The organism is Bradyrhizobium sp. CCBAU 11357, from assembly GCF_028128865.1.
In the GTDB taxonomy this organism is placed as follows: domain Bacteria; phylum Pseudomonadota; class Alphaproteobacteria; order Rhizobiales; family Xanthobacteraceae; genus Bradyrhizobium.
Genome location: NZ_LBJW01000112.1, coordinates 343,234 through 367,391 on the forward strand (window position 1 = coordinate 343,234; position 24,158 = coordinate 367,391).

The window sequence follows — 24,158 nt, forward strand, 5'->3', positions numbered from 1 at the left end:
ACTTGATGCAGCAACTCAACCTGCCCCTGCAAGCGGCCCAGCCTGATACGCTGACGGTGTTAAAATACCCTGCCGGGTATAACTAACAATTGGGATCTCCTACATGACCTCGCTCGACAGCTTCAAATGCAAAAAGACCCTCAAGGTCGGCGCCAAGACCTATGTCTATTACAGCCTGCCTACCGCCGAGAAGAATGGTCTGAAGGGAATTTCCAAACTTCCCTATTCGATGAAGGTCCTGCTCGAGAATTTGCTGCGCAACGAGGACGGCCGCTCGGTCAAGAAGGAAGACATCGTCGCGGTGTCGAAATGGCTGCGCAAGAAGTCGCTGGAGCATGAGATCGCCTTCCGCCCGGCGCGCGTCTTGATGCAGGACTTCACCGGCGTGCCCGCGGTGGTCGACCTCGCCGCGATGCGCAACGCGATGCAGAAGCTCGGCGGCGATGCCGAGAAGATCAATCCGCTGGTGCCGGTCGATCTCGTCATCGACCACTCCGTGATCGTGAACTTCTTCGGCGACAACAAGGCCTTCGGCAAGAACGTCACCGAGGAATACAAGCAGAACCAGGAGCGCTACGAGTTCCTGAAGTGGGGCCAGAAGGCGTTCTCGAACTTCTCCGTCGTGCCGCCCGGCACCGGCATCTGCCACCAGGTCAACCTCGAATATCTGGCCCAGACGGTCTGGACCAAGAAGGAGAAGATGACCGTCGGCAAGAAGACCGGCACCTTCGAGGTCGCCTATCCCGACTCGCTGGTCGGCACGGATTCGCACACCACCATGGTCAACGGTCTTGCCGTGCTCGGCTGGGGCGTCGGCGGCATCGAGGCGGAAGCCTGCATGCTCGGCCAGCCGCTGTCGATGCTGCTCCCCAATGTCGTCGGCTTCAAGCTGAAGGGCGCGCTGAAGGAAGGCGTCACCGCGACCGACCTCGTGCTGACCGTGACGCAGATGCTGCGCAAGCTCGGCGTCGTCGGCAAGTTCGTCGAGTTCTTCGGCCCCGGTCTCGACCATCTCTCGGTCGCCGACAAAGCGACGATCGCCAACATGGCGCCCGAATACGGCGCGACCTGCGGCTTCTTCCCGGTCGATGCTGCCGCGCTCGATTACCTCAAGACCTCCGGCCGTGCCTCGGCCCGCGTTGCGCTGGTCCAGGCCTATGCCAAGGCGCAGGGCCTGTTCCGCACCGCCAAGTCGCCCGACCCCGTGTTCACGGAGACGCTGACCCTGGACCTCGGCGACGTCGTGCCGTCGATGGCCGGTCCGAAGCGTCCCGAAGGCCGCATCGCGCTGCCCACCGTCGCGGACGGCTTCTCGCTCGCGCTCGCCAGCGAGTACAAGAAGGCCGAGGAGCCGGCCAAGCGCTTCCCGGTCGAAGGCAAGAACTTCGATATCGGCCATGGCGACGTCGTGATCGCCGCGATCACCTCCTGCACCAACACGTCGAACCCGAGCGTCCTCATCGGCGCCGGCCTGCTCGCGCGCAATGCGGCCGCGAAGGGCCTCAAGGCCAAGCCGTGGGTGAAGACCTCGCTCGCCCCGGGCAGCCAGGTCGTCGCGGAATATCTCGCCAATTCCGGTCTGCAGCCCGATCTCGACAAGGTCGGCTTCAATCTGGTCGGCTTCGGCTGCACCACTTGCATCGGCAATTCCGGTCCGCTGCCCGAGGAGATCTCGAAGTCGATCAACGACAACGGCGTCGTCGCGGCCGCCGTGCTCTCCGGCAATCGCAACTTCGAAGGCCGCGTCTCGCCGGACGTGCAGGCGAACTACCTGGCCTCGCCGCCGCTGGTGGTCGCCTATGCGCTCGCCGGCAGCGTCACCAAGAATCTCGCCACCGAGCCGCTCGGCGAGGGCAAGGACGGCAAGCCGGTCTACCTGAAGGATATCTGGCCGACGACCAAGGAGATCAACGCCTTCATGAAGAAGTTCGTGACCGCGTCGATCTTCAAGAAGAAGTACGCCGACGTGTTCAAGGGCGACACCAACTGGCGCAAGATCAAGACGGTCGAGAGCGAGACCTATCGCTGGAACATGTCGTCGACCTATGTGCAGAACCCGCCTTACTTCGATGGCATGAAGAAGGAGCCGGAGCCGGTCACCGACATCGTCGAGGCGCGTATCCTCGCCATGTTCGGCGACAAGATCACCACCGACCACATCTCGCCGGCCGGCTCGATCAAGCTCACCTCGCCCGCCGGCAAATATCTCAGCGAGCACCAGGTGCGTCCGGCCGACTTCAATCAGTACGGCACGCGCCGCGGCAACCATGAAGTGATGATGCGCGGCACCTTCGCCAACATCCGCATCAAGAACTTCATGTTGAAGGGCGCGGATGGAAACATCCCCGAGGGCGGCCTGACGAAGCACTGGCCCGACGGCGAGCAGATGTCGATCTACGACGCCGCGATGAAGTACCAGGAAGAGAAGGTGCCGCTGGTGGTGTTCGCCGGCGCCGAATACGGCAACGGCTCCTCGCGCGACTGGGCCGCCAAGGGCACGCGCCTGCTCGGCGTGCGCGCCGTGATCTGCCAGAGCTTCGAGCGCATCCACCGCTCCAACCTGGTCGGCATGGGCGTGCTGCCGTTGACCTTCGAGGAAGGCACCTCCTGGCAGTCGCTGGGCCTCAAGGGCGACGAGAAGGTCACGCTGCGCGGCCTCGTCGGCGACCTCAAGCCGCGCCAGAAGCTGACCGCGGAGATCGTCTCCGGCGACGGTTCGCTGCAGCGCGTTTCGCTGCTCTGCCGCATCGATACGCTGGACGAGCTCGACTACTACCGCAACGGCGGCATCCTGCACTACGTGCTGCGCAAACTCGCGGCGTAAGCGCGGATTTGTGAACGATGGCTCACTGCGAAGTGAGTAGAAGCCTTAACGAAGGCGGCCTATCAAAGGCCGCCTTCGCGCGTTTGCGGTACGCTTCAGATGGGCCCGCCCGGCGGAAAATCTCCCCTTGGACGTGACCCGGATGGATGAATGTACCGCGCCCCGTAAGACTACGGTGACCATCCGGCGATAAGATTTCCCCCTGAGAGCAACGGTGTGCGGCGTTCGACATGACGACAATGACGGCTTCCCATCTGATTCCACGTTGGTCCGGTGCCCTCTGGTCGGGAGCTCTCGGCATATGTGCGATCATCGCCGTCATTCGTCCTGCCGAGGCTGAGCCCCGCGCCGTCGTCGAATTGTTCACCTCGCAGGGCTGCTCCTCCTGCCCGCCCGCCGACCAGATCATCGGCGATCTCTCCAAGGATCCCTCGGTCATCGCGCTGAGCATGCCGATCGACTATTGGGACTATCTCGGCTGGAAGGACACGCTGGCGGATTCGCGCTTCTCTGCACGGCAGCGTGCCTATTCGCGCATGCGCGGCGACCGCGAGGTCTACACGCCGCAGGTCGTGGTCAACGGCTCCACGCATGTCATCGGCAGCGATCGCGCCGGCATCGAGAACGCGATCGGCAAGACCGACAAGGGCAACGGCGTGATGAGCGTGCCGGTGACGATGTCGCTCTCGGGCAAGCAGATCAACGTGTCGGTGGCCGCGAGCAAGGAGCCCACGGTCTCGCACGGCGAAGTCTGGATCTGCTCGATCGCCAAGTCGGTGCCGATCGCGATCACCCGCGGCGAGAATCGCGGACAGCAGGTCACCTATCACAACGTGGTGCGCAACCTGCTCAAGGTCGGCGACTGGACCGGCCGTCCGGAGAGCTGGACGGTGCCGATCGAAAATCTCACACGCGACGGCGTCGACGGCGCGGTGGTCTACGTCCAGGACGGCAGCCGCGAGCGACCGGGCCCGATGTTGGGTGCGGCGTATACGTCGCTGCATTGAAGCAAGCAGAACGTCTCAGCAATTGATGCTCGCCATTCCGGCGCGCGCGAAGCGCGAGCTATGCTGCGCAATTGCGCACCTGAGAATCCGTCGATCCATTGTGCAAGCTGAGCAATGGATTCCGGGTTCGCGCCAAGAGGCGCGCCCCGGAATGACAGTGGCCGGAAACATCCCGACACAAACAAAAAAGGACCAACTTGCGTTGGCCCTCCTTGTCGTGCGTACAGACCCGATCCTGTTCGACCCCGGGGGGCTGGGGGCTGAGGAATCCGGAACCGAAAGGACCGGGTCAACGCACACCAGTCTTTTCGCAATGCAGGGCGGCGGGCGGTTGGCGGAAAAGCGGCGATACTATGATTCCTGCTAACGATCCCGTGACGGTTTGCCGCGACGGAGTTCCACCCTTGCGTGTGCCCAGAGGCACGGTCGATTCGACCGGTTGAGCCCCTTGCGGCGCGGAACGGTTGGCGCAATCATGCAAGTGTCATGAACCCGGTTCCGGGGACGGTCTTCGCGGACGCGGGTCATAGCCGTGCGATGAGGAGGCGCTTCCCATGAGTCTGACGTCGGAGGATGCCGAGCCGAGCGAGCAGCGCGCGGCGGCGCGTCCCGCCGCGGCGCATGCGCCGCCGAACCGGGTGACCTTCAACCGGCTCGAGCTGCACCGGATTCTCAATCTCTACGGTCGCATGGTCGCCGACGGCGAGTGGCGCGACTATGCCATCGACTTCCTGAAGGACCGCGCCGTGTTCTCGGTCTATCGCCGCGCCTCGGAAGTGCCGATCTACCGCATCGAGAAGGACCCGCGCCTCGCGCGCAAGCAGGGCATGTACAGCGTGATCTCGGCGACCGGCCTGATCCTGCGCCGCGGCCACGAGCTCGAGCGCGTGCTGCTGGTGATCGATCGCAAGCTGGCGGTGGTGTAGCGGCGCGAACGGTGCCGTAGGGTGGGCAAAGGCGCACCGCGCCGTGCCCACGTCCTATCTCAATCGCCCGAACGGTGGGCACGCTTGCGCTTTGCCCACCCTACGAAACCGAGCTTACTTCCCCGGCACCGTGCGCGCGCCCTCGCCGAGGTCGCGCTGCATCATCACCGTGTCCAGCCAGCGGCCGAATTTCAGCCCGACGCTGGGATGCGTGCCGATCATCTTGAAGCCGCACCTTGTGTGCACGCCGATCGATCCGGCATTGGCGGAATCGCCGATCACCGCGATCATCTGGCGGAAGCCGCGCGTCTCGCATTCGGCGATCAGCCGTTCCAGCAACAGCGAGCCGACGCCGCGGCGGTGGAAGGAGGGATCCAGATAGATCGAGTTCTCCACCGTGAAGCGGTAGGCCGGCCGCGGCCGGTAGGCGCCGGCATAGGCATAGCCGGCCACGCGCCCGTCCAGCATGGCGACGAAATAGGGATAGCCGCCGTCGATCAGCGCGCGATAGCGGCGCGTCATCTCCGTAAGGTCGGGCGGCTCCAGCTCGAACGTCGCCGTGCCCTCGCGGACGGCCTGCTGGTAGATGGCGGTGATGGCGGGAAGGTCGGCCTCGGTGGTGGGCCTGATATCGGGTGCGGACATGGCGGGAAGATTAGAGTCTTCCCGCGGCGGCCGGAAGGGGTTCCGCCGCCTCCACCCCCGTCATTGCGAGCGCTGCGAAGCAATCCAGAAATGCATCCGCGGAGGGACTCTGGATTGCTTCGTCGCAAGGGCTCCTCGCAATGACAGGGAGAAGCCACGGCCCAAAAACAAAAACCCCGGCCTCTCGGCCGGGGTTCGTGTCGTTCGCTCGGTCCTGTCGCCTACTCGCGCTGGCCGAGTAGCTGCAGCAGCAGCGTGAACAGGTTGATGAAGTTCAGGTACAGCGACAGTGCGCCGGTGATGGCCGCACGCTCTGCGATGTCACCGCCGGCCGAGGCATAGCCGTAGATGTAGTCGTTCTTCAGCCGCTGGGTGTCCCACGCGGTGAGGCCCGAGAACACCAGCACGCCGACCACCGAGACGATGAACTGCAGCATCGAGCTGGCCAGGAACAGGTTCACCAGGCTGGCGATGATGATGCCGATCAGGCCCATGAACAGGAACGAGCCCATCCCGGTCAGGTCACGCTTGGTGGTGTAGCCGTAGAGGCTCAGCGCACCGAAGGTGGCCGCGGTGATGAAGAACACCCGCACGATCGAGGTGTGGGTGAACACCAGGAAGATCGACGACAGCGAGATGCCCATCAGCGCCGAGAACACCCAGAACAGGATCTGGGCGGTCGAGGGGGCCAGACGGTTGATGCCCGCCGAGATCACGAACACCATCGCGAGCGGCGCGAGCATGAACAGCCACTTCAGGGGGCTGACGAACATTGCGTAGCCGAACGGCGTCAGGAACAGCTTGCCGACGCGGACGGCGTCCGCCGTCGGGACGTCGGTCACGGCGGCCATGTAGACGCCGAGCGCGGCAAGGCCGGTGATGGCCAGGCCAATGCTCATGTAGTTGTAGATGCGCAGCATATAGGCGCGCAGGCCGGCATCGACCGTCGCGGCGTCGACACGCCCGGCGGCCCTGCCGAAAGGAGAAGCGTAGTTACGGTCTAGGTCCGACATGGTCGAATTCCCGTTGGTTGGTCCGGTCCGGCATGAGGGTCGCCATGCCGCCGGTTCGTCAAATTCTATCTCGGAGACCGCTGCCAGCCGACTAAATTTTGGCTCACAATCGGGGCCCCGAACCCATTCGATATGTGGGAAACTAACACATTCGCTGCAACCTTCCACGCGCGGCCGAATGTCGCCCTTGGCGGCAATCCTGACGTGGAGCTGACGAGCAGCGTGGTGAATCGCGGAAACCGGGCGATTCCGGCTCGATCCGCCGCTTCAATTTGTCACAAATTTCGCAACACCGTCGCGGGCTTTTTGTTCAATGCCAGCAGCGTGCCGGCAAGCCCGAGCCCGACGGTGACGACCAGCGCGGCCGCGACCACGCCGGCGGCGCTGCCGGCCTGCCAGACGAAGCTCAGCGTCATCAGCCGCGTGACGATCATCCACGCGGCGATGCTGCCAGCGATCACCCCGAATACCGCGGTGGCAAGGCCGATCAGGAGGTATTCGAGGGCATAGGCGCCGAGCAGCCGCAGCCGCGTCGCGCCCAGGGTCTTCAGGATCACCGCATCATAGACCCGGTGGCGGTGGCCGGCGGCGAGCGCCCCGCCCAGCACCAGGATCGCCGAGATCAGGGTCACGGCGCTGGCGCCGCGGATCGCCAGTGCCAAATTGGTCACGACCGAGCCGACCGTCTGCATCACCTCGCGCACGCGCACGCTCGTCACCATCGGATAGGCGTCGGCGACCTCCTTGATGATCATGCCGTCGCCCGCCGCATTTCCGCCCGCTTCCGTCAGCGTCGCGATGTGGGTGTGCGGCGCGCCCTTGAAGGCGTTGGGCGAGAACACCAGGACGAAATTGATGCCGAGCCCCTGCCAGTCGATCGTGCGCAAATTGCTGATCTTCGCCGGGATGTCGCGGCCGAGCACGTTGACCACCACCTCGTCGCCGAGCTTGAGACCGAGCCCGTCGGCGATCTTCTTCTCCATCGAGACCAGCGGCGGGCCGGAATAATCGGCGCGCCACCACTCGCCCTCGACCACCTTGGAGCCCTTGGGCAGCTCGGCGGTGTAGGTCAGCCCGCGGTCGCTCTGCAGCACCCATTCGGAATCGGTGGTGGGCTTGAGCTCCTCGGCGCGCACTCCACGCGCGGCGACGATGCGCCCGCGCAGCATCGGCACGTCCTCGATTCTGGCGCCGGGGGCGATCCGGTGCAGATAGGCGTCGAACTGCTCGGCCTGCGCGCTCGGAATGTCGATGAAGAAGAACGACGGTGCCTGGTCGGGGAGCGCGGCCAGGAACTGCCGGCGCAGATTGCCGTCGATCTGGGTGATGGTGACGAGCACGGCGAGCCCGAGTCCCAGCGACAGCACGACCGAGGGCGTCAGCGCGCCCGGCCGGTGGATGTTGGCGATCGCAAGCCGCAGCATCGGCAGCCGCGTCCGCGGCAGCCGTCGTGCGATCGCCATCAGCAGGGCGGCGATGCCGCGCAGCAACGCGAACACGACGACGGAGGAGGCCACGAACACCGCGGCGATGCGCTTATCGAACGACAGGCCGATCACCACCGCGACGAGGAGTGCGATCACGACCCCCATGAACACGAGGTAGCCCGCACGCGGCCGGTGCCATTCGGAGCTGATGGTGTCGCGGAACAGCGCGGCCACCGGCACGTCGTGCACGCGCCCGAGCGGCCACAGGCCGAAGGCAAGCGCGGTGAGGAGGCCGTAGACGAAGGACAGCGCGAGCTCGTCGGCATGCACGGCCGGCACCACCGGCAGCGGCAGCAGCTTGCCGAACAGGCCAACGATGGCAAAGGGCATCGCGGCGCCGAGCGCAAGGCCGATCACGGATCCGATCGCCGCCAGCAGGAGCACTTGCGCCAAATAGATGCCGAACACGTCCCGGCCGGTGGCGCCGACGGCCTTGAAGGCGGCGATCACCTCGAGCTTGCGGTCGATGTGGCTCTTGACGGCATTGGCGACCCCGACGCCGCCGACCAGCAGCGCGGCGAGGCCGACCAGGGTCAGGAACTGCGTGAAGCGGCTGATATTGCGTTCGAGCTGCGGCGAGGCATTGGACCGGCTGCGGATCTCCCAGCCCGCTTGCGGCGCGGCGCTGCGCGCATCCGCGATGAAGGCTTCGGTGGCGCGCTCGTTGTTCGCAGCCTCTGGCAGCTTGACCCGGTAGACCCAGCGCACCAGGCTGCCGGGCTGGATCAGGCCGGTGGCGCGAAGGCCCGCTTCGCTGATCAAAAAGCGCGGCCCGAAGCCGATGCCGCCCGCGAGCTTGTCGGGCTCGGCCTCGACCGTCGAGCGGATCTGGAAGGTCGCCGCGCCGATGGTAACGCGGTCGCCGGTCTTGAGAGAAAGCCGCGCCAGCAGCGTCGGATCGGCGGCGGCGCCGAACGCGCCGTCGCGCTCGGCGAGCAGATCGGCCATCGGCAGGGGCGGCGCCAGCGTCAGCTGCCCCAGCATCGGATAGGCGCTATCGACCGCCTTCATCTCCACCAGCGCCAGCTTGCCGTCAGCCGAACGCGCCATGCCGCGCAAGGTCGCAGCGGTCGACAGCGTGCCGCGCGAGCGCAGGAACGCGACCTCCTCGGGCTTGGCCTCGCGCTGGAACAGGACGAAGGAGACGTCGCCGCCGAGCAGCGTGCGGCCCTCGCGCGCGAGACCATCGCTCAGGCTGGCGGAGACCGAGCCGACGCCGGCGATCGCCATCACGCCGAGCGCGATGCAGGCGATGAAGACGTAGAAGCCGCGCAGGCCACCGCGCAATTCGCGCAAGGCGTAGCGCAGCGACAGCGCGACGGCGTTCGGCTTCGCGAACGGTTCGGCCACGGCGCTCATGCCGGCGCAGACTGCGTGTCGATGCGGCCCGAGCGCAGGCGGATGACGCGGTCGCAGCGTTGTGCGAGCGAGGAATCGTGCGTCACCAGCACCAAGGTCATGCCGCGCTCGGCATGCTTGGTGAACAGCAGATCGACGATCTGCTTTCCGGTCGCTTCGTCGAGATTGCCGGTCGGCTCGTCCGCGACGAGGATCGCGGGATCGGGTGCGAGCGCGCGGGCGAGCGCGACGCGCTGCTGCTCGCCGCCGGAGAGCTGCGTCGGATAATGATGCAGGCGGTCGCCGAGCCCGACCGATTGCAGCTCCTCTGCCGCACGCTTGGCGGCATCGGGATTGCCGGCGAGCTCGAGCGGCACCGCGACGTTCTCCAGCGCGGTCATGGTCGGGATCAGGTGGAAGGACTGGAAGACGATGCCGACCTGGCGGCCGCGGAAGCGCGCCAGCGCGTCCTCGTCGAGGGCATTGAAAGGCGTGCCATTCACCACCACCTCTCCGCTATCAGGACGCTCCAGCCCCGCCATCACCATCAGCAGCGTGGATTTGCCCGAGCCTGACGGGCCGATCAGGCCGATCGTCTCGCCCGAGGCGACGCGCAGGCTGATATCCTTGAGGATGTGAACGCGTGCCGCGCCCGCGCCCAATGACAGATTGACGTTGGAGATGGCGATGGTGTCCGCGGTGGCGGCGAGCGAAGAGGGGTCGATGCGAGTGTCCATGGTCCGGTCATATGGCAACTCCGCACGCGGGGTCGAGAGGCGTTACGGATTGTTCATGCACATAGCCGTGTTGATGCTCGCCTTGATGACGATGGCGAACCCGGCTTGGGCGGGCGCGACCAAACCGGTCAAGCTTGTCGTCCTCGGCGATTCCCTGAGCGCCGGCTTCGGCCTTCCGGCCCAGGAGGCGTTCCCCCAAAAGCTTCAAAAAGCCTTACAAGCCAAAGGCATAGAGGTCGACATGACCAATGCCGGGGTGTCCGGCGACACCACCTCGGGCGGCCGCGACCGGCTCGACTGGTCGGTGCCCGATGGAACTGACGGCGTCATCGTCGAGCTCGGCGCCAATGACGCGCTGCGCGGCATCGATCCCGACGTGGCGCGCGCGGCGCTGACCGACATCGTCCAGCGGCTCAAGGCGCGAAAGATTCCAGTCATGCTCTGCGGCATGCTGGCGCCGCCGAATTACGGCGCCGAATACGCCGCGCGCTTCAATTCGATTTATCCGGATCTGGCGAAGACATTCGACGTGCCGCTCTATCCGTTCTTCCTCGAGGGCGTCGCGGCCGACGCCAAGCTCAACCAGGCCGACGGCATTCATCCGACCGCCGAAGGCGTCGACATCATCGTCGGCAGGATCATGCCCACGGTGGAGGCATTCATTGGCACGATCGCTGAGCAACGGCGTTGAAAACCAGGCAACGCTAACCCTAATTCCCGGGGTTTTACCGGGGTGAGCTGCGGCATGCTTCGCAGAGTCACACAACTGCGATAGGAATCAGGGTACCGGTGATTCGTCGCCGGCTCTAATTTGGATATGGTTCTCGCGCTTCGAGGACTGTACCCAAGCATCGGGAGTGCGAAACGATGCCGCGTTTGTTCACGGGTCTGGAAATTCCGGCCGAGATCGGCCAGTCGCTTTCCAACTTGAGGGGCGGCCTCCCCGGCGCCCGCTGGATCGATCCCGAAAATTATCACGTCACCCTGCGCTTCATCGGCGACATCGACGGCGTTTCCGCCAACGAGATCGCCTCGATGCTGTTTCGCGTCGACCGCAAGCCGTTCGAGGTGAAGGTGCAGGGCCTCACCAGCTTCGGCGGCCGCAAGCCGCGCGCAGTGGTCGCCACCATCGCGCCGAGCAAGCCGCTGATGGAATTGCAGGCCGAGCTCGAGCGCATGATGCAGCGCATCGGCCTCGACCCCGAGGGACGCAAGTTCATCCCGCACGTCACGCTCGCGCGGCTGCACGACGCCTCCGACCGCGACGTCGCCGACTATCTCTCGATCCGCGGCTACTTCCCGAGCAAGGCGTTCACGGCGGAGCGCTTCGTGCTGTTCTCCTCGCGCGCATCGACGGGCGGTGGCCCGTATGTGGTCGAGGACGCCTACGAACTGTGTGAGTAGCTCCGCTCTCGTACCCCGGCCGCAGAGCCGGGGCCTAGTGCTCGGCGATGAACGTAAATTTGGTGATGAACGAGACAGTGGGTCCCGGCTCTGCGCAGCAGCGTTGCACGCTGCAGCGCGTCCGGGACACGAAACCGCATAGCTCTGACCTCATTTCACGGCTTGCAATTTCCGCCGGTCTCTGGCCGTAAAGGGCCATGCTCTCCACCCAAAATCCCTCATTCCGCGAGGCCTACCAGGCCGAGATCGCGTCCGGCGCGATCGAGCCCGATGCCGCGCAGGCCGAGGTCGCCGAGGCCTATGCGGCGCTGGACCTGCGGCTTTCGACCTACAAGCCCGCCCGCAAGCAAGGCCTGCTCAGCCGCCTGTTCAGCTCTGGTGACAAGGATGAGGCGCCGCGCGGGCTCTACATCCATGGCGAGGTCGGCCGCGGCAAGACCATGCTGATGGACCTGTTCTTCCAGCACTCATCGGTCGAGCACAAGCGCCGCGCGCATTTCCACGAGTTCATGGCGGACGTGCACGAGCGCATCTACGACTACCGCCAGAGCATCGCGCGCGGCGAGATCGCCGATGGCGACGTGATCGCGTTGACCGCCAATGCGATCTTCGAGGAGAGCTGGCTGCTCTGCTTCGACGAATTCCACGTCACCGACATCGCGGACGCGATGATCCTCGGCCGCCTGTTCGCGAAACTGTTCGAGCTCGGCACAGTCGTGGTCGCGACCTCCAACGTCGCGCCCGACGATCTCTACAAGGGTGGCCTCAACCGCTCGCTGTTCCTGCCCTTCATCAAGCAGATCACCGACCACATGGACGTCGCGCGGCTCGATGCGCGCACCGACTTCCGGCTCGAAAAACTTCAGGGCGTGCGGATGTGGCTGACGCCGGCCGACGGCGATGCCGACGCCGCGCTCGACCGCGCCTGGGTGAAGATGACCGGCAATGCCAAATGCAAGCCGCGCGACATTTCGATCAAGGGGCGCATCCTGCACGTGCCGTGCTCGGCCCATGGCGTGGCGCGCTTTGCCTTCGCCGATCTCTGCGAGCAGCCGCTCGGCGCATCCGACTACCTCAGGCTGGCGCACGACTATCACACCATCCTGGTCGACCATATTCCAGTGATGGACTCCTCCCAGCGCAACGCCGCCAAGCGCTTCATCACGCTGATCGATACGCTCTATGACAACGCCGTGAAGCTGATGGCCTCGGCCGACGCCAACCCGATCTCGCTTTACCTCGCTACCGAGGGTGTTGAGGCCATGGAGTTCAAGCGGACCGCCTCGCGCCTGATCGAAATGAGCTCGGAATCCTATCTGGCGCTGCCTCACGGCCGCAAGGATTCCACCGCCAGCGGCTCGACCAAGGGCCTGGTGGAGACTTAAGTCCTATCCCCGCCGTCATTCCGGGGCGCGCGGAGCGCGAGCCCGGAATCCATTTCTCAGCGCGCTCCGCCGCCCGATGGATTCCGGGCTCGCGACTTTCGTCGCGCCCCGGAATGACAGGGCTGCGTGCCTGAGACCGCGCCAAGCCCGACAATTGGGCATTGGGCGACTTGAACGGGGGAGGCGAAAGGGATAACCACCCGTCTCAGTTTTCCCCTCCTTACGTGTCTAAAGGACAGGTTCACATGGCGCGCGACAAGATTGCTTTGATTGGCTCCGGTCAGATCGGCGGAACGCTGGCTCACCTCATCGGCCTGAAAGAACTGGGCGACGTCGTGATGTTCGACATCGCCGAAGGCGTGCCGCAGGGCAAGGCGCTCGACATCGCGCAGTCCTCGCCGGTCGACGGCTTCGACGCCCACTACACCGGCGCCAATTCCTACGAGGCGCTCGACAACGCCAAGGTCTGCATCGTCACCGCCGGCGTGCCGCGCAAGCCCGGCATGAGCCGCGACGACCTCCTCTCCATCAACCTCAAGGTCATGGAGCAGGTCGGCGCCGGCATCAAGAAGTACGCCCCCGATGCCTTCGTCATCTGCATCACCAACCCGCTCGACGCCATGGTCTGGGCGCTGCAGAAGGCTTCCGGCCTGCCGCACAAGAAGGTCGTCGGCATGGCCGGCGTGCTGGATTCGGCGCGCTTCCGCTACTTCCTCGCCGACGAGTTCAACGTCTCCGTTGAAGACGTCACCGCTTTCGTGCTCGGCGGCCACGGCGACACCATGGTGCCGCTGGTGAAGTACTCCACCGTCGCGGGCATCCCGCTGCCCGACCTCGTCAAGATGGGCTGGACCTCGCAGGCGCGCCTCGACGAGATCGTCGACCGCACCCGCAACGGCGGCGCCGAGATCGTCAATTTGCTGAAGACCGGCTCGGCCTTCTACGCGCCGGCGGCCTCCGCGATCGCGATGGCCGAGAGCTATCTGAAGGACAAGAAGCGCGTGCTGCCCTGCGCCGCCTATCTCAACGGCGAGTACAGCGTGAAGGACATGTATGTCGGCGTGCCCGTCGTGATCGGCTCCAAGGGCGTCGAGCGCGTGGTCGAGATCGAGCTCGCCGGCAAGGACCGCGAGGCTTTCGACAAGTCGGTCGGCGCCGTGCAGGGCCTGGTCGATGCCTGCAAGAAGATCGCACCCGATCTTCTCGGCCGCTAAGGCGCAAACGACACCCCGCCGAAGATCGAAACCGGTCTTCGGCGGTTTCACTTCCGGGACCCACTGCCGGGGCGGGTTCCCTAGTCCAGAGATCTCGAAGTCAAAGAATCCGGGTTGCAGTTCCTGTGGTATATGGTATGCCAGCCACAAGACTGAGGTGGGCCCATGAGGTCACCGCCCGCGGGTTCAGGGAGCGACCAAATGAATATCCATGAATATCAGGCCAAAGCGCTGCTGGGTGAGTTCGGCGTGCCGATCTCCAAGGGCGTCCCGGTCCTTAAAGCGAGCGACGCCGACGCTGCGGCCAAGGCGCTGCCCGGCCCGGTCTGGGTGGTGAAGAGCCAGATCCATGCCGGCGGCCGCGGCAAGGGCAAGTTCAAGGAGGCCTCGGCCGGCGACAAGGGCGGCGTCCGCATCGCCAAGTCGGCCGCTGAAGTCTCCGAGTTCGCCAAGCAGATGCTGGGCGCAACGCTGGTGACCGTGCAGACCGGCCCCGCCGGCAAGCAGGTCAACCGCCTCTACATCGAGGACGGCTCGGACATCGACAAGGAGTTCTACCTCTCGATCCTGGTCGACCGCGAGACCTCGCGCGTCTCCTTCGTCGTCTCGACCGAAGGCGGCGTCAACATCGAGGACGTCGCGCACAATAGCCCTGAGAAGATCGTCACCTTCTCGGTCGACCCCGCCACCGGCATCATGGGTCACCACGGCCGCACGGTCGCCAAGGCGCTGAAGCTCTCCGGCGATCTCGCCAAGCAGGCCGAGAAGCTCACCGCGCAGCTCTACGCCGCCTTCGTCGCCAAGGACATGTCGATGCTGGAGATCAACCCGCTGGTCGTGACCAAGCAGGGCCAGCTCCGCGTGCTCGACGCCAAGGTGTCGTTCGACGACAACGCGCTGTTCCGTCACCCCGAGGTGCTCGCGCTGCGCGACGAGACCGAGGAAGACGCCAAGGAAATCGAAGCGTCCAAGTACGACCTCAACTACGTCACGCTCGACGGCAACATCGGCTGCATGGTCAACGGCGCGGGCCTTGCCATGGCGACGATGGACATCATCAAGCTCTACGGCATGGCGCCGGCGAACTTCCTCGACGTCGGCGGCAGCGCCAGCAAGGAGAAGGTCGCGGCCGCCTTCAAGATCATCACCGCCGATCCCAACGTGAAGGGCATCCTGGTCAACATCTTCGGCGGCATCATGAAGTGCGACGTGATCGCCGAGGGCGTCACCGCTGCGGTTCGTGAAGTCGGCCTCAGCGTGCCGCTGGTGGTCCGCCTCGAAGGCACCAATGTCGAGCTCGGCAAGAAGATCATCCGTGAATCCGGACTGAACGTGGTGCCCGCCGACAATCTCGACGACGCCGCGCAGAAGATCGTGAAGGCCGTCAAGGGAGGCTAACGCCATGGCCCAGGACCATCTCGCCGCATCATCTCCGCTCCCCGAGCATGCGCGCCTCGCCGCGTTCGCCGGCGAATGGGATGGTGAGGAGGTGGTCTTCCCGTCGCGCTGGACGGCGGGCGGGCCGGCTACCTCGCACGTCGTCGCGCGCATGGACCTGAATGGATTTTATCTGATCCAGGACGCGGTGCAGATGCGCGACGGCAAGCAGGTCTTCGCCACCCACGGCATCTTCACCTTCGACCGCGACGACCGGACCTACAAATTGTTCTGGTACGACTCGCTCGGCTACACGCCGCCTTCGCCCGCCTCAGGCGGGTGGGTCGGCCAGACCCTGACGCTGGTGCGCGGCTCGCTCCGCGGCAATGCGCGCCACGTCTACGAGATCATCAACGAGGATTCCTACTCGTTGAAGATCCAGTTCTCGCCGGACGCGGAAGGCTGGGCCGACGTCCTCACCGGCGTCTACCGCCGCATCCACTGACCCTCTCACTCTGTTAGTTTCGCGAAAGCAGACCTCATGTCCATCCTGATCGACAAGAACACCAAGGTCATCTGCCAGGGCTTCACCGGCAAGAACGGCACGTTCCATTCCGAGGCCGCGATCGCCTACGGCACCAAGATGGTCGGCGGCACCTCGCCGGGCAAAGGCGGCGCGACGCATCTTGGCCTGCCGGTGTTCGACACCGTGCGCGAGGCGCGTGAGAAGACCGGCGCCGATGCATCGGTGATCTACGTGCCGCCGCCGGGCGCGGCGGACGCGATCTGCGAAGCGATCGACGCCGAGGTCCCGCTGATCGTCTGCATCACCGAGGGCATTCCGGTCGTGGACATGGTGCGCGTCAAGCGCTCGCTGCTCGGCTCCAAGTCGCGCCTGATCGGGCCGAACTGCCCGGGGGTCATGACCGCCGGCGAGTGCAAGATCGGCATCATGCCCGCGAACATCTTCAAGACCGGCTCGGTCGGCATCGTCTCCCGCTCGGGCACGCTGACCTATGAAGCCGTGTTCCAGACCTCCCAGGAAGGTCTCGGCCAGACCACCGCGGTCGGCATCGGCGGCGACCCGGTCAAGGGCACCGAATTCATCGACGTCCTGGAGATGCTGCTCGCCGACCCCAAGACTGAATCGATCATCATGATCGGCGAGATCGGCGGTTCCGCCGAGGAGGACGCCGCCCAGTTCCTCAAGGATGAGGCCAAGCGCGGCCGCAAGAAGCCGATGGTCGGCTTCATCGCCGGTGTCACCGCCCCTCCCGGCCGCCGCATGGGTCATGCCGGCGCCATCATCTCGGGCGGCAAGGGCGATGCCGGTTCCAAGACTGAGGCGATGAAATCCGCAGGGATTACAGTGTCTCCGTCCCCCGCCCGCCTTGGCCATACGCTTGCCGAAAAGTTGAAAGGCTAATTCACTTCTTCGTGCTTTTCCGGGCGAAGTTTCGCAGCAAATAGGGTAAAGGGTGCCTGTCGCGTCGAGCCCTGTCGGGGAGCTCGGCGCCAGCGCCGTTTGTTATGCGCGAACCGAAATCGCCAGGAACTCAAGTATGTCTCGCCAGGACGCGAACGCAGCCTTTGCCCTGTCATCCTTTTTGCAGGGCACCAACGCCACCTACATCGACGAAATCTACGCCCGCTACCAGAAGGACCCGTCCTCGGTCGACGCCGAGTGGCAGGAGTTCTTCAAGAGCCTGAACGACGCGCCCGCTGACATCAGCAAGAACGCGGAAGGCCCGTCCTGGGAGCGCGACAACTGGCCGCTGACTCCGAAGGATGACCTGACCTCCGCCCTCGACGGCAACTGGGCCGAAGTCGAGAAGGCGGTCGGTACCAAGATCGCCGCCAAGGCGCAGACCAGGGGCGCCGACATCTCCTCCGCCGACGTGCTTCAGGCCACGCGCGACTCCGTCCGCGCCCTGATGCTGATCCGCTCCTACCGCATGCGCGGCCACTTCCACGCCAAGCTCGATCCGCTCGGCATCGAAGCCCAGCGCAACCGCGAAGAGCTCGATCCGCGCACCTACGGCTTCACCGAGGCCGATTTCGACCGCAAGATCTTCCTCGATCACGTGCTCGGTCTCGAATACGGCACGTTGCGCGAGATCACCGCGATCTGCGAGCGCACCTACTGCCAAACGCTCGGCGTCGAGTTCATGCATATAAGCAACGCCGCGCAGAAGGCCTGGATCCAGGAGCGCATCGAGGGACCCGACAAGGAGATCTCGTTCACGCGCGAAGGCCGCAGGGCCATCCTGCAGAAGCTGATCGAAGCCGAAGGCTTCGAAAAGTTCTGCGATACCAAGTTCACCGGCACCAAGCGCTTCGGCCTCGACGGCGGCGAGGCCCTGATCCCCGCGCTCGAGCAGATCATCAAGCGCGGCGGCAATCTCGGCGTGAAGGAAATCGTGCTCGGCATGCCGCATCGCGGCCGCCTCAACGTGCTGACGCAGGTGTTGGGCAAGGCCCATCGCGCACTGTTCCACGAGTTCAAGGGCGGCTCGGCCAATCCCGACGCGGTCGAAGGCTCGGGCGACGTCAAGTACCACCTCGGCGCCTCCTCGGACCGCGAGTTCGACGGCAACCGCATCCATCTGTCGCTGACCGCCAACCCCTCGCATCTCGAGATCGTCGATCCCGTGGTGCTCGGCAAGGTCCGCGCCAAGCAGGACCAGCACGGTGATCCCCCGGACATGCGCATCTCCGTGATGCCGCTTCTGATGCACGGCGACGCAGCGTTCGCCGGCCAGGGCGTGGTCGCGGAGTGCTTCGGCCTGTCCGACCTGAAGGGCTATCGCACCGGCGGCTCCGTGCACTTCATCGTCAACAACCAGATCGGCTTCACCACCTATCCGCGCTACTCGCGCTCCTCGCCCTATCCGTCGGATGTGGCGAAGATGATCGACGCGCCGATCTTCCACGTGAACGGCGACGATCCGGAAGCCGTCGTGTTCGCGGCCAAGGTCGCGACCGAATTCCGGCAGAAGTTCCACAAGCCCGTCGTCATCGACATGTGGTGCTACCGCCGCTACGGCCACAATGAGGGCGATGAGCCGGCCTTCACCCAGCCGGTGATGTACAAGCGGATCGCGGCCCATCCCTCGACGCTCACGCTCTACTCCAAGCGCCTGATCGCAGAAGGCGTCGTCACCGAGGGCGAGGTCGACAAGCTGAAGGCGGACTGGCGCGTCCGGCTCGACGCCGAGTTCGAGGCCGGCACCTCCTACAAGCCGAACAAGGCCGACTGGCTCGACGGCAAGTGGTCCGGCTTCAAGATCGCCGACCAGGAAGAGGATGCGCGGCGCGGCGTCACCGGCGTCGACATCGCCACGCTGAAGGATATCGGCCGCAAGATCACCAAGGTCCCGGACGGCTTCCGCGTTCACCGCACCATCCAGCGTTTCCTCGACAACCGCTCGAAGGCCATCGACACCGGCGTCGGCATCGACTGGGCGACCGGCGAGGCGCTGGCGTTCTGCTCGCTGCTCAACGAGAACCATCACGTCCGCCTGTCCGGACAGGATTCGGAGCGCGGCACCTTCTCGCAGCGCCACTCGGTCCTGATCGACCAGGAAGACGAAAGCCGCTACACGCCGTTCAACCATCTCGGTCACGAGCAGGGCCATTACGAGGTCATCAATTCGCTGCTGTCGGAAGAAGCCGTGCTCGGCTTCGAATACGGCTATTCGCTCGCCGAGCCGAACACGCTGACGCTGTGGGAAGCCCAGTTCGGCGACTTCGCCAACGGCGCGCAGGTCGTGTTCGACCAGTTCATCTCCTCGGGCGAGCGCAAATGGCTGCGCATGTCCGGCCTCGTCTGCCTCTTGCCGCACGGCTATGAGGGCCAGGGTCCGGAGCACTCCTCGGCGCGCCTCGAGCGGTACTTGCAGATGTGCGCGGAAGACAACATGCAGGTGGTCTACCCGACCACGCCGGCGAACTACTTCCACGCGCTGCGCCGGCAGCTGCATCGCGAGATCCGCAAGCCGCTGATCATGATGACGCCGAAGTCGCTGCTGCGTCACAAGCGGGCGGTGTCGCGTCTCGAAGAGCTGGCGAAGGGCACGACCTTCCACCGCATCCTCTATGATGACGCCCAGATGCTGCCGAACGAGGCGATCAAGCTCGTGCCCGACGAGAAGATCCGCCGCATCGTGCTGTGCTCCGGCAAGGTCTATTACGACCTCTACGAGGAGCGCGAGAAGCGCGGCATCGACGACATCTACCTGATGCGCGTCGAGCAGCTCTATCCGGTGCCGCTGAAGGCGCTGGTGGCCGAGCTGTCGCGCTTCAAGAAGGCCGAGATGGTGTGGTGCCAGGAAGAGCCCCGCAACATGGGTGCCTGGCACTTCATCGAGCCCTATCTGGAATGGGTGCTGAACCAGGTGAACGGCGTGAGCCGGCGTCCGCGCTATGTCGGCCGCGCCGCTTCCGCCGCGACCGCCACGGGTCTGATGTCCAAGCATCAGGCTCAGCTGAAGGCGTTCCTGGACGAAGCACTGAGCTGAGAAGGTTTTTAGGACTAGGTCATGCCCCGCCTAGTGCGCAATCGCGCACGGGGGCGGGGCATCCAGTATTCCGCGGCTTTCGTTTTGATCACGAAGGTCACGGCGTACTGGATTGCCCGCCTTCGCGGGCAATGACGTATGAAATTCATGACCGCTACCGGCGATCCCTTAAGGAAGAGACCATGACTGAAATTCGTGTGCCGACGCTCGGCGAATCCGTCACCGAGGCCACCATCGGCCGCTGGTTCAAGAAGGCCGGCGACCCCGTCGCCGTCGACGAGCCCTTGGTGGAGCTCGAGACCGACAAGGTCACCATCGAAGTCCCCGCGCCCTCCGCCGGCACGCTGAGCGAGATCATCGCTGCCGATGGTGCGACCGTTGCCGTGGGCGCGCTGCTCGGTCAGATCACCGACGGTGCCGGCGCTGCCAAGCCCGCCGCTGCTCCCGCCAAGGCGGCTGCTCCTGCTGCTGCCGCTTCTGCTCCCGCGCCGGCGCCCGCTACCGCGAAGGCACCGCCGGCCGACGCGCCGCTCGCTCCGTCCGTGCGCAAGCTCTCGGCCGAGACCGGCATCGACGCCTCGACCGTTCCCGGCTCCGGCAAGGACGGCCGCGTCACCAAGGGCGACATGCTCGCCGCGATCGAGCGTGCCGCCTCGGCGCCGACCCCGGTCAACCAGCCCGCCGCTGCCGTGCAGGTCCGCGCGCCCTCGCCGGCCGATGACGCCGCCCGCGAAGAGCGCGTCAAGATGACCCGGCTGCGCCAGACCATCGCGCGCCGTCTCAAGGACGTGCAGAACACCGCGGCCATGCTCACGACCTTCAACGAGGTCGACATGACCAACGTCATGGCGCTGCGTGCGCACTACAAGGACGCGTTCGAGAAGAAGCATGGCGCCAAGCTCGGCTTCATGGGCTTCTTCACCAAGGCCGTCGTGCAGGCGCTGAAGGACATCCCGGCCGTCAACGCCGAGATCGACGGCAGCGACCTGATCTACAAGAACTACTATCACATCGGCGTGGCCGTCGGCACCGACAAGGGCCTGGTCGTGCCAGTGGTGCGCGACTGCGACCACAAGTCGATCTCCGACATCGAGAAGAGCATCGCCGATTTCGGCCGCCGCGCCCGTGACGGCCAGCTTAAGATCGACGAGATGCAGGGCGGCACCTTCACCATCACCAACGGCGGCATCTACGGCTCGCTGATGTCGACCCCGATCCTGAACGCGCCGCAGTCGGGCATTTTGGGCATGCACAAGATCCAGGAACGGCCGATGGTCGTCGGCGGCAAGATCGAGGTGCGCCCGATGATGTATCTGGCGCTGTCCTACGATCACCGCGTGATCGACGGCAAGGAAGCCGTCACCTTCCTGGTTCGCGTCAAGGAGAGCCTGGAAGATCCGGCGCGCCTGGTGCTCGATCTCTGATCGCTGATGCGTTGCGAGCGCCGTCGCGACTGATGCGAGGGCGCGTGTCGAACCATGGAGGCGCGCGTGACGGATAAAGTCGTTGTCATCACCGGCGGCAGCCGCGGCATCGGGCGGGCGACCGCGATCGCGGCGGCCGCGCGCGGCTTCCGCATTGTGGTCGGCTATGCCAGCAACAAGAATGCCGCCGACGAGGTCGTCGCGCAGATCGCGGCCAGCAATGGCAAGGCCATCGCTGTGAAGTGCGATGTCGCCGAGGAAAGCGACATCCTCAATTTGTTCAAGGAGGCCGACAAGTTCGGCACCCTCGGCGCTCTCGTCAACAATGGCGGCATCGTCGGCAAGAGCGGCGTGCGCGTCGACGAGATGTCGGCCGAGCGCATCCAGCGCGTCATGGCGGTCAACGTCACCGGCTCCATTCTCTGCGCGCGCGAGGCGGTGAAGCGGATGTCGACCAAGCACGGCGGCAAGGGCGGCGTCATCGTCAACCTGTCCTCGGTCGCGGCCCGTCTCGGCGCACCCAACACCTATGTCGACTACGCCGCGTCCAAGGGCGCGGTCGATTCCTTCACCGTCGGCCTCGGCTATGAGGTCGCGAACGAAGGCATTCGCGTCGCCGCGATCCGTCCCGGCCTGATCGACACCGAGATCCACGCTGCCGGCGGCGAGCCCGACCGCGCCCATCGTCTGGCGCATCTGGTGCCGATGAAGCGCGTCGGCACCGCCGATGAAATCGCCAATGCCATCGTCTGGCTGATCTCGGACGAGGCCTCCTACGTCACCTCAGCCATTCTCGATGTGTCTGGCGGACGCTGAGGCGCCACGCTGACACATCCTCGCCACGCCTAACCTTACGGGACTTTCTCTCATGGCTACCTACGATCTCGTCGTCATCGGCACCGGACCGGGCGGTTATGTCTGCGCGGTACGCGCGGCCCAGCTCGGCATGAAAGTCGCCGTGGTCGAAAAGAACGCAACCCTCGGCGGCACCTGCCTCAATGTCGGCTGCATGCCGTCGAAGGCGCTGCTGCACGCCTCCGAGATGTTCGAGGAAGCCGGCCATTCCTTCGCCAAGATGGGCGTGAGCGTTTCCGCGCCGAAGCTCGATCTGCCCGCGATGATGAACTTCAAGCAGCAGGGCATCGACGGCAACGTCAAGGGCGTCGAGTTCCTGATGAAGAAGAACAAGATCGACGTGCTCAAGGGCACCGGCAAGATCCTGGGCACCGGCAAGGTCGAGGTCTCCGCCGACGGCAAGTCGCAGGTGGTCGAGACCAAGAACATCGTGATCGCCACCGGCTCCGACATCGCGCGCCTCAAGGGCATCGAGATCGACGAGAAGCGCATCGTGTCCTCGACCGGCGCGCTGTCGCTGGAGAAGGTGCCAGGCCGATTGCTGGTCATTGGCGCCGGCGTGATCGGACTCGAACTCGGCTCCGTGTGGCGCCGGCTCGGATCCGAAGTCATGGTGGTCGAATTCCTCGACCGCATCCTGCCCGGCATGGACGGCGAGATCGCCAAGCAATTCCAGCGCATCCTTGAAAAGCAGGGATTTGCATTCAAGCTGGGCTCGAAGGTGACCGGCGTCGAGGTGAACAGCAAGGCATTGCTCGCGAAAATCGAGCCGGCTTCCGGCGGTGCCGCCGAGACCATCGAAGCCGACGTCGTGCTGGTCTGCATCGGCCGCGTGCCCTACGCCGACGGGCTCGGCCTCAAGGAAGCCGGCGTCGCGCTGGACGCGCGCGGCCGGGTGCAGATCGACCCGCATTTCGCCACCAGCCTGAAGGGCGTCTATGCCATCGGCGACGTCGTCGCGGGCCCCATGCTCGCGCACAAGGCGGAGGATGAAGGCGTCGCGGTCGCCGAGATCATCGCCGGCCAGGCCGGCCACGTGAATTACGACGTGATCCCGGGCGTCGTGTATACCACGCCGGAAGTGTCCTCCGTCGGCAAGACCGAGGAGGAACTGAAGCAGGCGGGCGTGGCTTATACGGTCGGGAAGTTTCCGTTCACCGCCAACGGCCGCTCCAAGGTCAACCAGACCACCGACGGCTTTGTGAAGATTCTCGCAGATGCGAAGACCGATCGCGTGCTCGGCGTGCACATTATCGGCCGCGAAGCCGGCGAAATGATCCATGAAGCGTGTGTTCTCATGGAATTTGGCGGCAGTGCGGAAGATCTCGCGCGCACCTGCCATGCCCATCCGACCCGCTCGGAGGCCGTCAAGGAAGCCGCGCTTGCGGTCGGCAAGCGCGCCATCCATATGTAGCGAAGCGCCCAGCGCCAAATCGGGCGGGAAACACATGCTGCGCCGCCTTCTTCAACCGGTCTGGGTCCTGCTTGCGATCGTCTTCCTGATCGAGGCCTGGCTGTGGGACCATCTCGAGCCGATCGTCGCCAAGGTCGTCGCGGCCGTCCCGCTTGCGCGCTTCAAGCAATGGCTGACGGAGCGCGTCGATGCGCTGTCGCCGGCCATGACGCTGATCGTGTTCGCGGTCCCCATCATCCCGCTGTTTCCGCTCAAGCTGGTCGGCCTGTGGCTGCTCGCGCATGAATACTGGACCAGCGCCGTCTTCACGATCGTGTTCGCGAAGCTCATCGGCGTCGGCGTTACCGCCTTCGTGTTCGACGTCACGCGCGCCAAGCTTCTGGAGATGCGCTGGTTCGAGCGGATCTACGGGCTGGTGCTAAAGATCCGCGCCAAGGCCGCCGCGCTGGTCGACCCGATCAAGCGCCGCATCCGCGAATTGATCGCCGGCGACGGCGAGGGCTGGTCGTCCCGCACGTTGCGTATGATCCAGCGTTTCAGGAAGAGCGTGCACCAGGCGCGGTAGCTGCACGCCGCTTGTTCGATATT

At 65.1% G+C, this 24,158-nt stretch carries 19 protein-coding genes; 15 read left to right on the forward strand and 4 right to left on the reverse strand.

Features of this window, described 5'->3' with window-relative positions:
- The first annotated feature begins 103 nt into the window (after positions 1-103).
- The 3 genes from acnA (at position 104) to XI05_RS35630 (ending at position 4,757) form a co-directional block, all read left to right on the forward strand.
- On the forward strand, positions 104-2,824 hold the full coding sequence (acnA, locus tag XI05_RS35620) for an aconitate hydratase AcnA (RefSeq protein WP_271510449.1): 2,721 nt from the start codon (positions 104-106) through the stop codon (positions 2,822-2,824).
- A 230-nt stretch (positions 2,825-3,054) separates the two neighbouring features.
- Positions 3,055-3,831 (forward strand): DUF1223 domain-containing protein, encoded by a 777-nt coding sequence (locus tag XI05_RS35625; protein ID WP_271510451.1) that lies wholly within the window; start codon positions 3,055-3,057, stop codon positions 3,829-3,831.
- Between the two features lie 554 nt (positions 3,832-4,385).
- A complete protein-coding gene (locus tag XI05_RS35630; RefSeq protein ID WP_172788847.1) occupies positions 4,386-4,757 on the forward strand; it encodes a DUF2794 domain-containing protein in 372 nt (123 codons plus the stop codon).
- Positions 4,758-4,871: 114 nt separating this feature from the next.
- Here XI05_RS35630 and XI05_RS35635 read toward each other — a convergent pair whose 3' ends face one another.
- The 4 genes from XI05_RS35635 to XI05_RS35650 all read right to left on the reverse strand — a co-directional run bounded on the left by XI05_RS35635 (position 4,872) and on the right by XI05_RS35650 (position 9,977).
- A complete protein-coding gene (locus XI05_RS35635) occupies positions 4,872-5,402 on the reverse strand; it encodes a GNAT family N-acetyltransferase (RefSeq protein WP_271510454.1) in 531 nt (176 codons plus the stop codon).
- A 221-nt stretch (positions 5,403-5,623) separates the two neighbouring features.
- A complete protein-coding gene (locus XI05_RS35640) occupies positions 5,624-6,415 on the reverse strand; it encodes a Bax inhibitor-1/YccA family protein (RefSeq protein WP_172788845.1) in 792 nt (263 codons plus the stop codon).
- Positions 6,416-6,690: 275 nt separating this feature from the next.
- Positions 6,691-9,261 carry an ABC transporter permease gene (locus XI05_RS35645; RefSeq protein WP_271510456.1) on the reverse strand — a complete coding sequence of 857 codons (2,571 nt, stop codon included), beginning with the start codon at positions 9,259-9,261 and terminating at the stop codon, positions 6,691-6,693.
- Positions 9,258-9,977, reverse strand: a complete 720-nt coding sequence (locus XI05_RS35650) for an ABC transporter ATP-binding protein (protein WP_271510459.1) — start codon at positions 9,975-9,977, stop codon at positions 9,258-9,260. The genes XI05_RS35645 and XI05_RS35650 overlap by 4 nt, the downstream gene beginning before the upstream one ends.
- A gap of 55 nt (positions 9,978-10,032) precedes the next feature.
- Between XI05_RS35650 and XI05_RS35655 the strand changes: the two genes are divergently transcribed.
- The 12 genes from XI05_RS35655 (at position 10,033) to XI05_RS35710 (ending at position 24,135) form a co-directional block, all read left to right on the forward strand.
- Positions 10,033-10,668, forward strand: coding sequence for an arylesterase (locus tag XI05_RS35655; protein ID WP_271510565.1), 636 nt, complete (start codon positions 10,033-10,035; stop codon positions 10,666-10,668).
- 176 nt (positions 10,669-10,844) lie between these two features.
- Positions 10,845-11,381 carry an RNA 2',3'-cyclic phosphodiesterase gene (gene thpR, locus XI05_RS35660; RefSeq protein ID WP_271510461.1) on the forward strand — a complete coding sequence of 179 codons (537 nt, stop codon included), beginning with the start codon at positions 10,845-10,847 and terminating at the stop codon, positions 11,379-11,381.
- A 197-nt stretch (positions 11,382-11,578) separates the two neighbouring features.
- Positions 11,579-12,766 carry a cell division protein ZapE gene (gene zapE / locus XI05_RS35665; protein ID WP_271510463.1) on the forward strand — a complete coding sequence of 396 codons (1,188 nt, stop codon included), beginning with the start codon at positions 11,579-11,581 and terminating at the stop codon, positions 12,764-12,766.
- Between the two features lie 245 nt (positions 12,767-13,011).
- Positions 13,012-13,980 carry a malate dehydrogenase gene (gene mdh / locus XI05_RS35670; RefSeq protein WP_027572983.1) on the forward strand — a complete coding sequence of 323 codons (969 nt, stop codon included), beginning with the start codon at positions 13,012-13,014 and terminating at the stop codon, positions 13,978-13,980.
- Between the two features lie 201 nt (positions 13,981-14,181).
- Complete coding sequence (gene sucC, locus XI05_RS35675) at positions 14,182-15,378, forward strand: ADP-forming succinate--CoA ligase subunit beta (protein ID WP_271510465.1); 1,197 nt, start codon at positions 14,182-14,184, stop codon at positions 15,376-15,378.
- Positions 15,379-15,382: 4 nt separating this feature from the next.
- Positions 15,383-15,862: a DUF1579 family protein gene (locus XI05_RS35680; protein WP_271510467.1), complete on the forward strand. Its 480-nt coding sequence runs from the start codon at positions 15,383-15,385 to the stop codon at positions 15,860-15,862.
- A gap of 36 nt (positions 15,863-15,898) precedes the next feature.
- Entirely contained in the window at positions 15,899-16,783 is an 885-nt protein-coding gene (gene sucD / locus XI05_RS35685; RefSeq protein ID WP_271510470.1) for a succinate--CoA ligase subunit alpha, read from the forward strand.
- 136 nt (positions 16,784-16,919) lie between these two features.
- On the forward strand, positions 16,920-19,877 hold the full coding sequence (locus XI05_RS35690) for a 2-oxoglutarate dehydrogenase E1 component (RefSeq protein WP_271510472.1): 2,958 nt from the start codon (positions 16,920-16,922) through the stop codon (positions 19,875-19,877).
- 182 nt (positions 19,878-20,059) lie between these two features.
- Entirely contained in the window at positions 20,060-21,301 is a 1,242-nt protein-coding gene (gene odhB / locus XI05_RS35695; protein ID WP_271510474.1) for a 2-oxoglutarate dehydrogenase complex dihydrolipoyllysine-residue succinyltransferase, read from the forward strand.
- Positions 21,302-21,355: 54 nt separating this feature from the next.
- A complete protein-coding gene (locus tag XI05_RS35700) occupies positions 21,356-22,117 on the forward strand; it encodes an SDR family oxidoreductase (protein ID WP_271510477.1) in 762 nt (253 codons plus the stop codon).
- 52 nt (positions 22,118-22,169) lie between these two features.
- Entirely contained in the window at positions 22,170-23,570 is a 1,401-nt protein-coding gene (gene lpdA / locus XI05_RS35705; RefSeq protein WP_271510478.1) for a dihydrolipoyl dehydrogenase, read from the forward strand.
- Positions 23,571-23,604: 34 nt separating this feature from the next.
- Complete coding sequence (locus XI05_RS35710; RefSeq protein WP_271510480.1) at positions 23,605-24,135, forward strand: hypothetical protein; 531 nt, start codon at positions 23,605-23,607, stop codon at positions 24,133-24,135.
- The last annotated feature ends 23 nt before the right edge of the window (positions 24,136-24,158 follow it).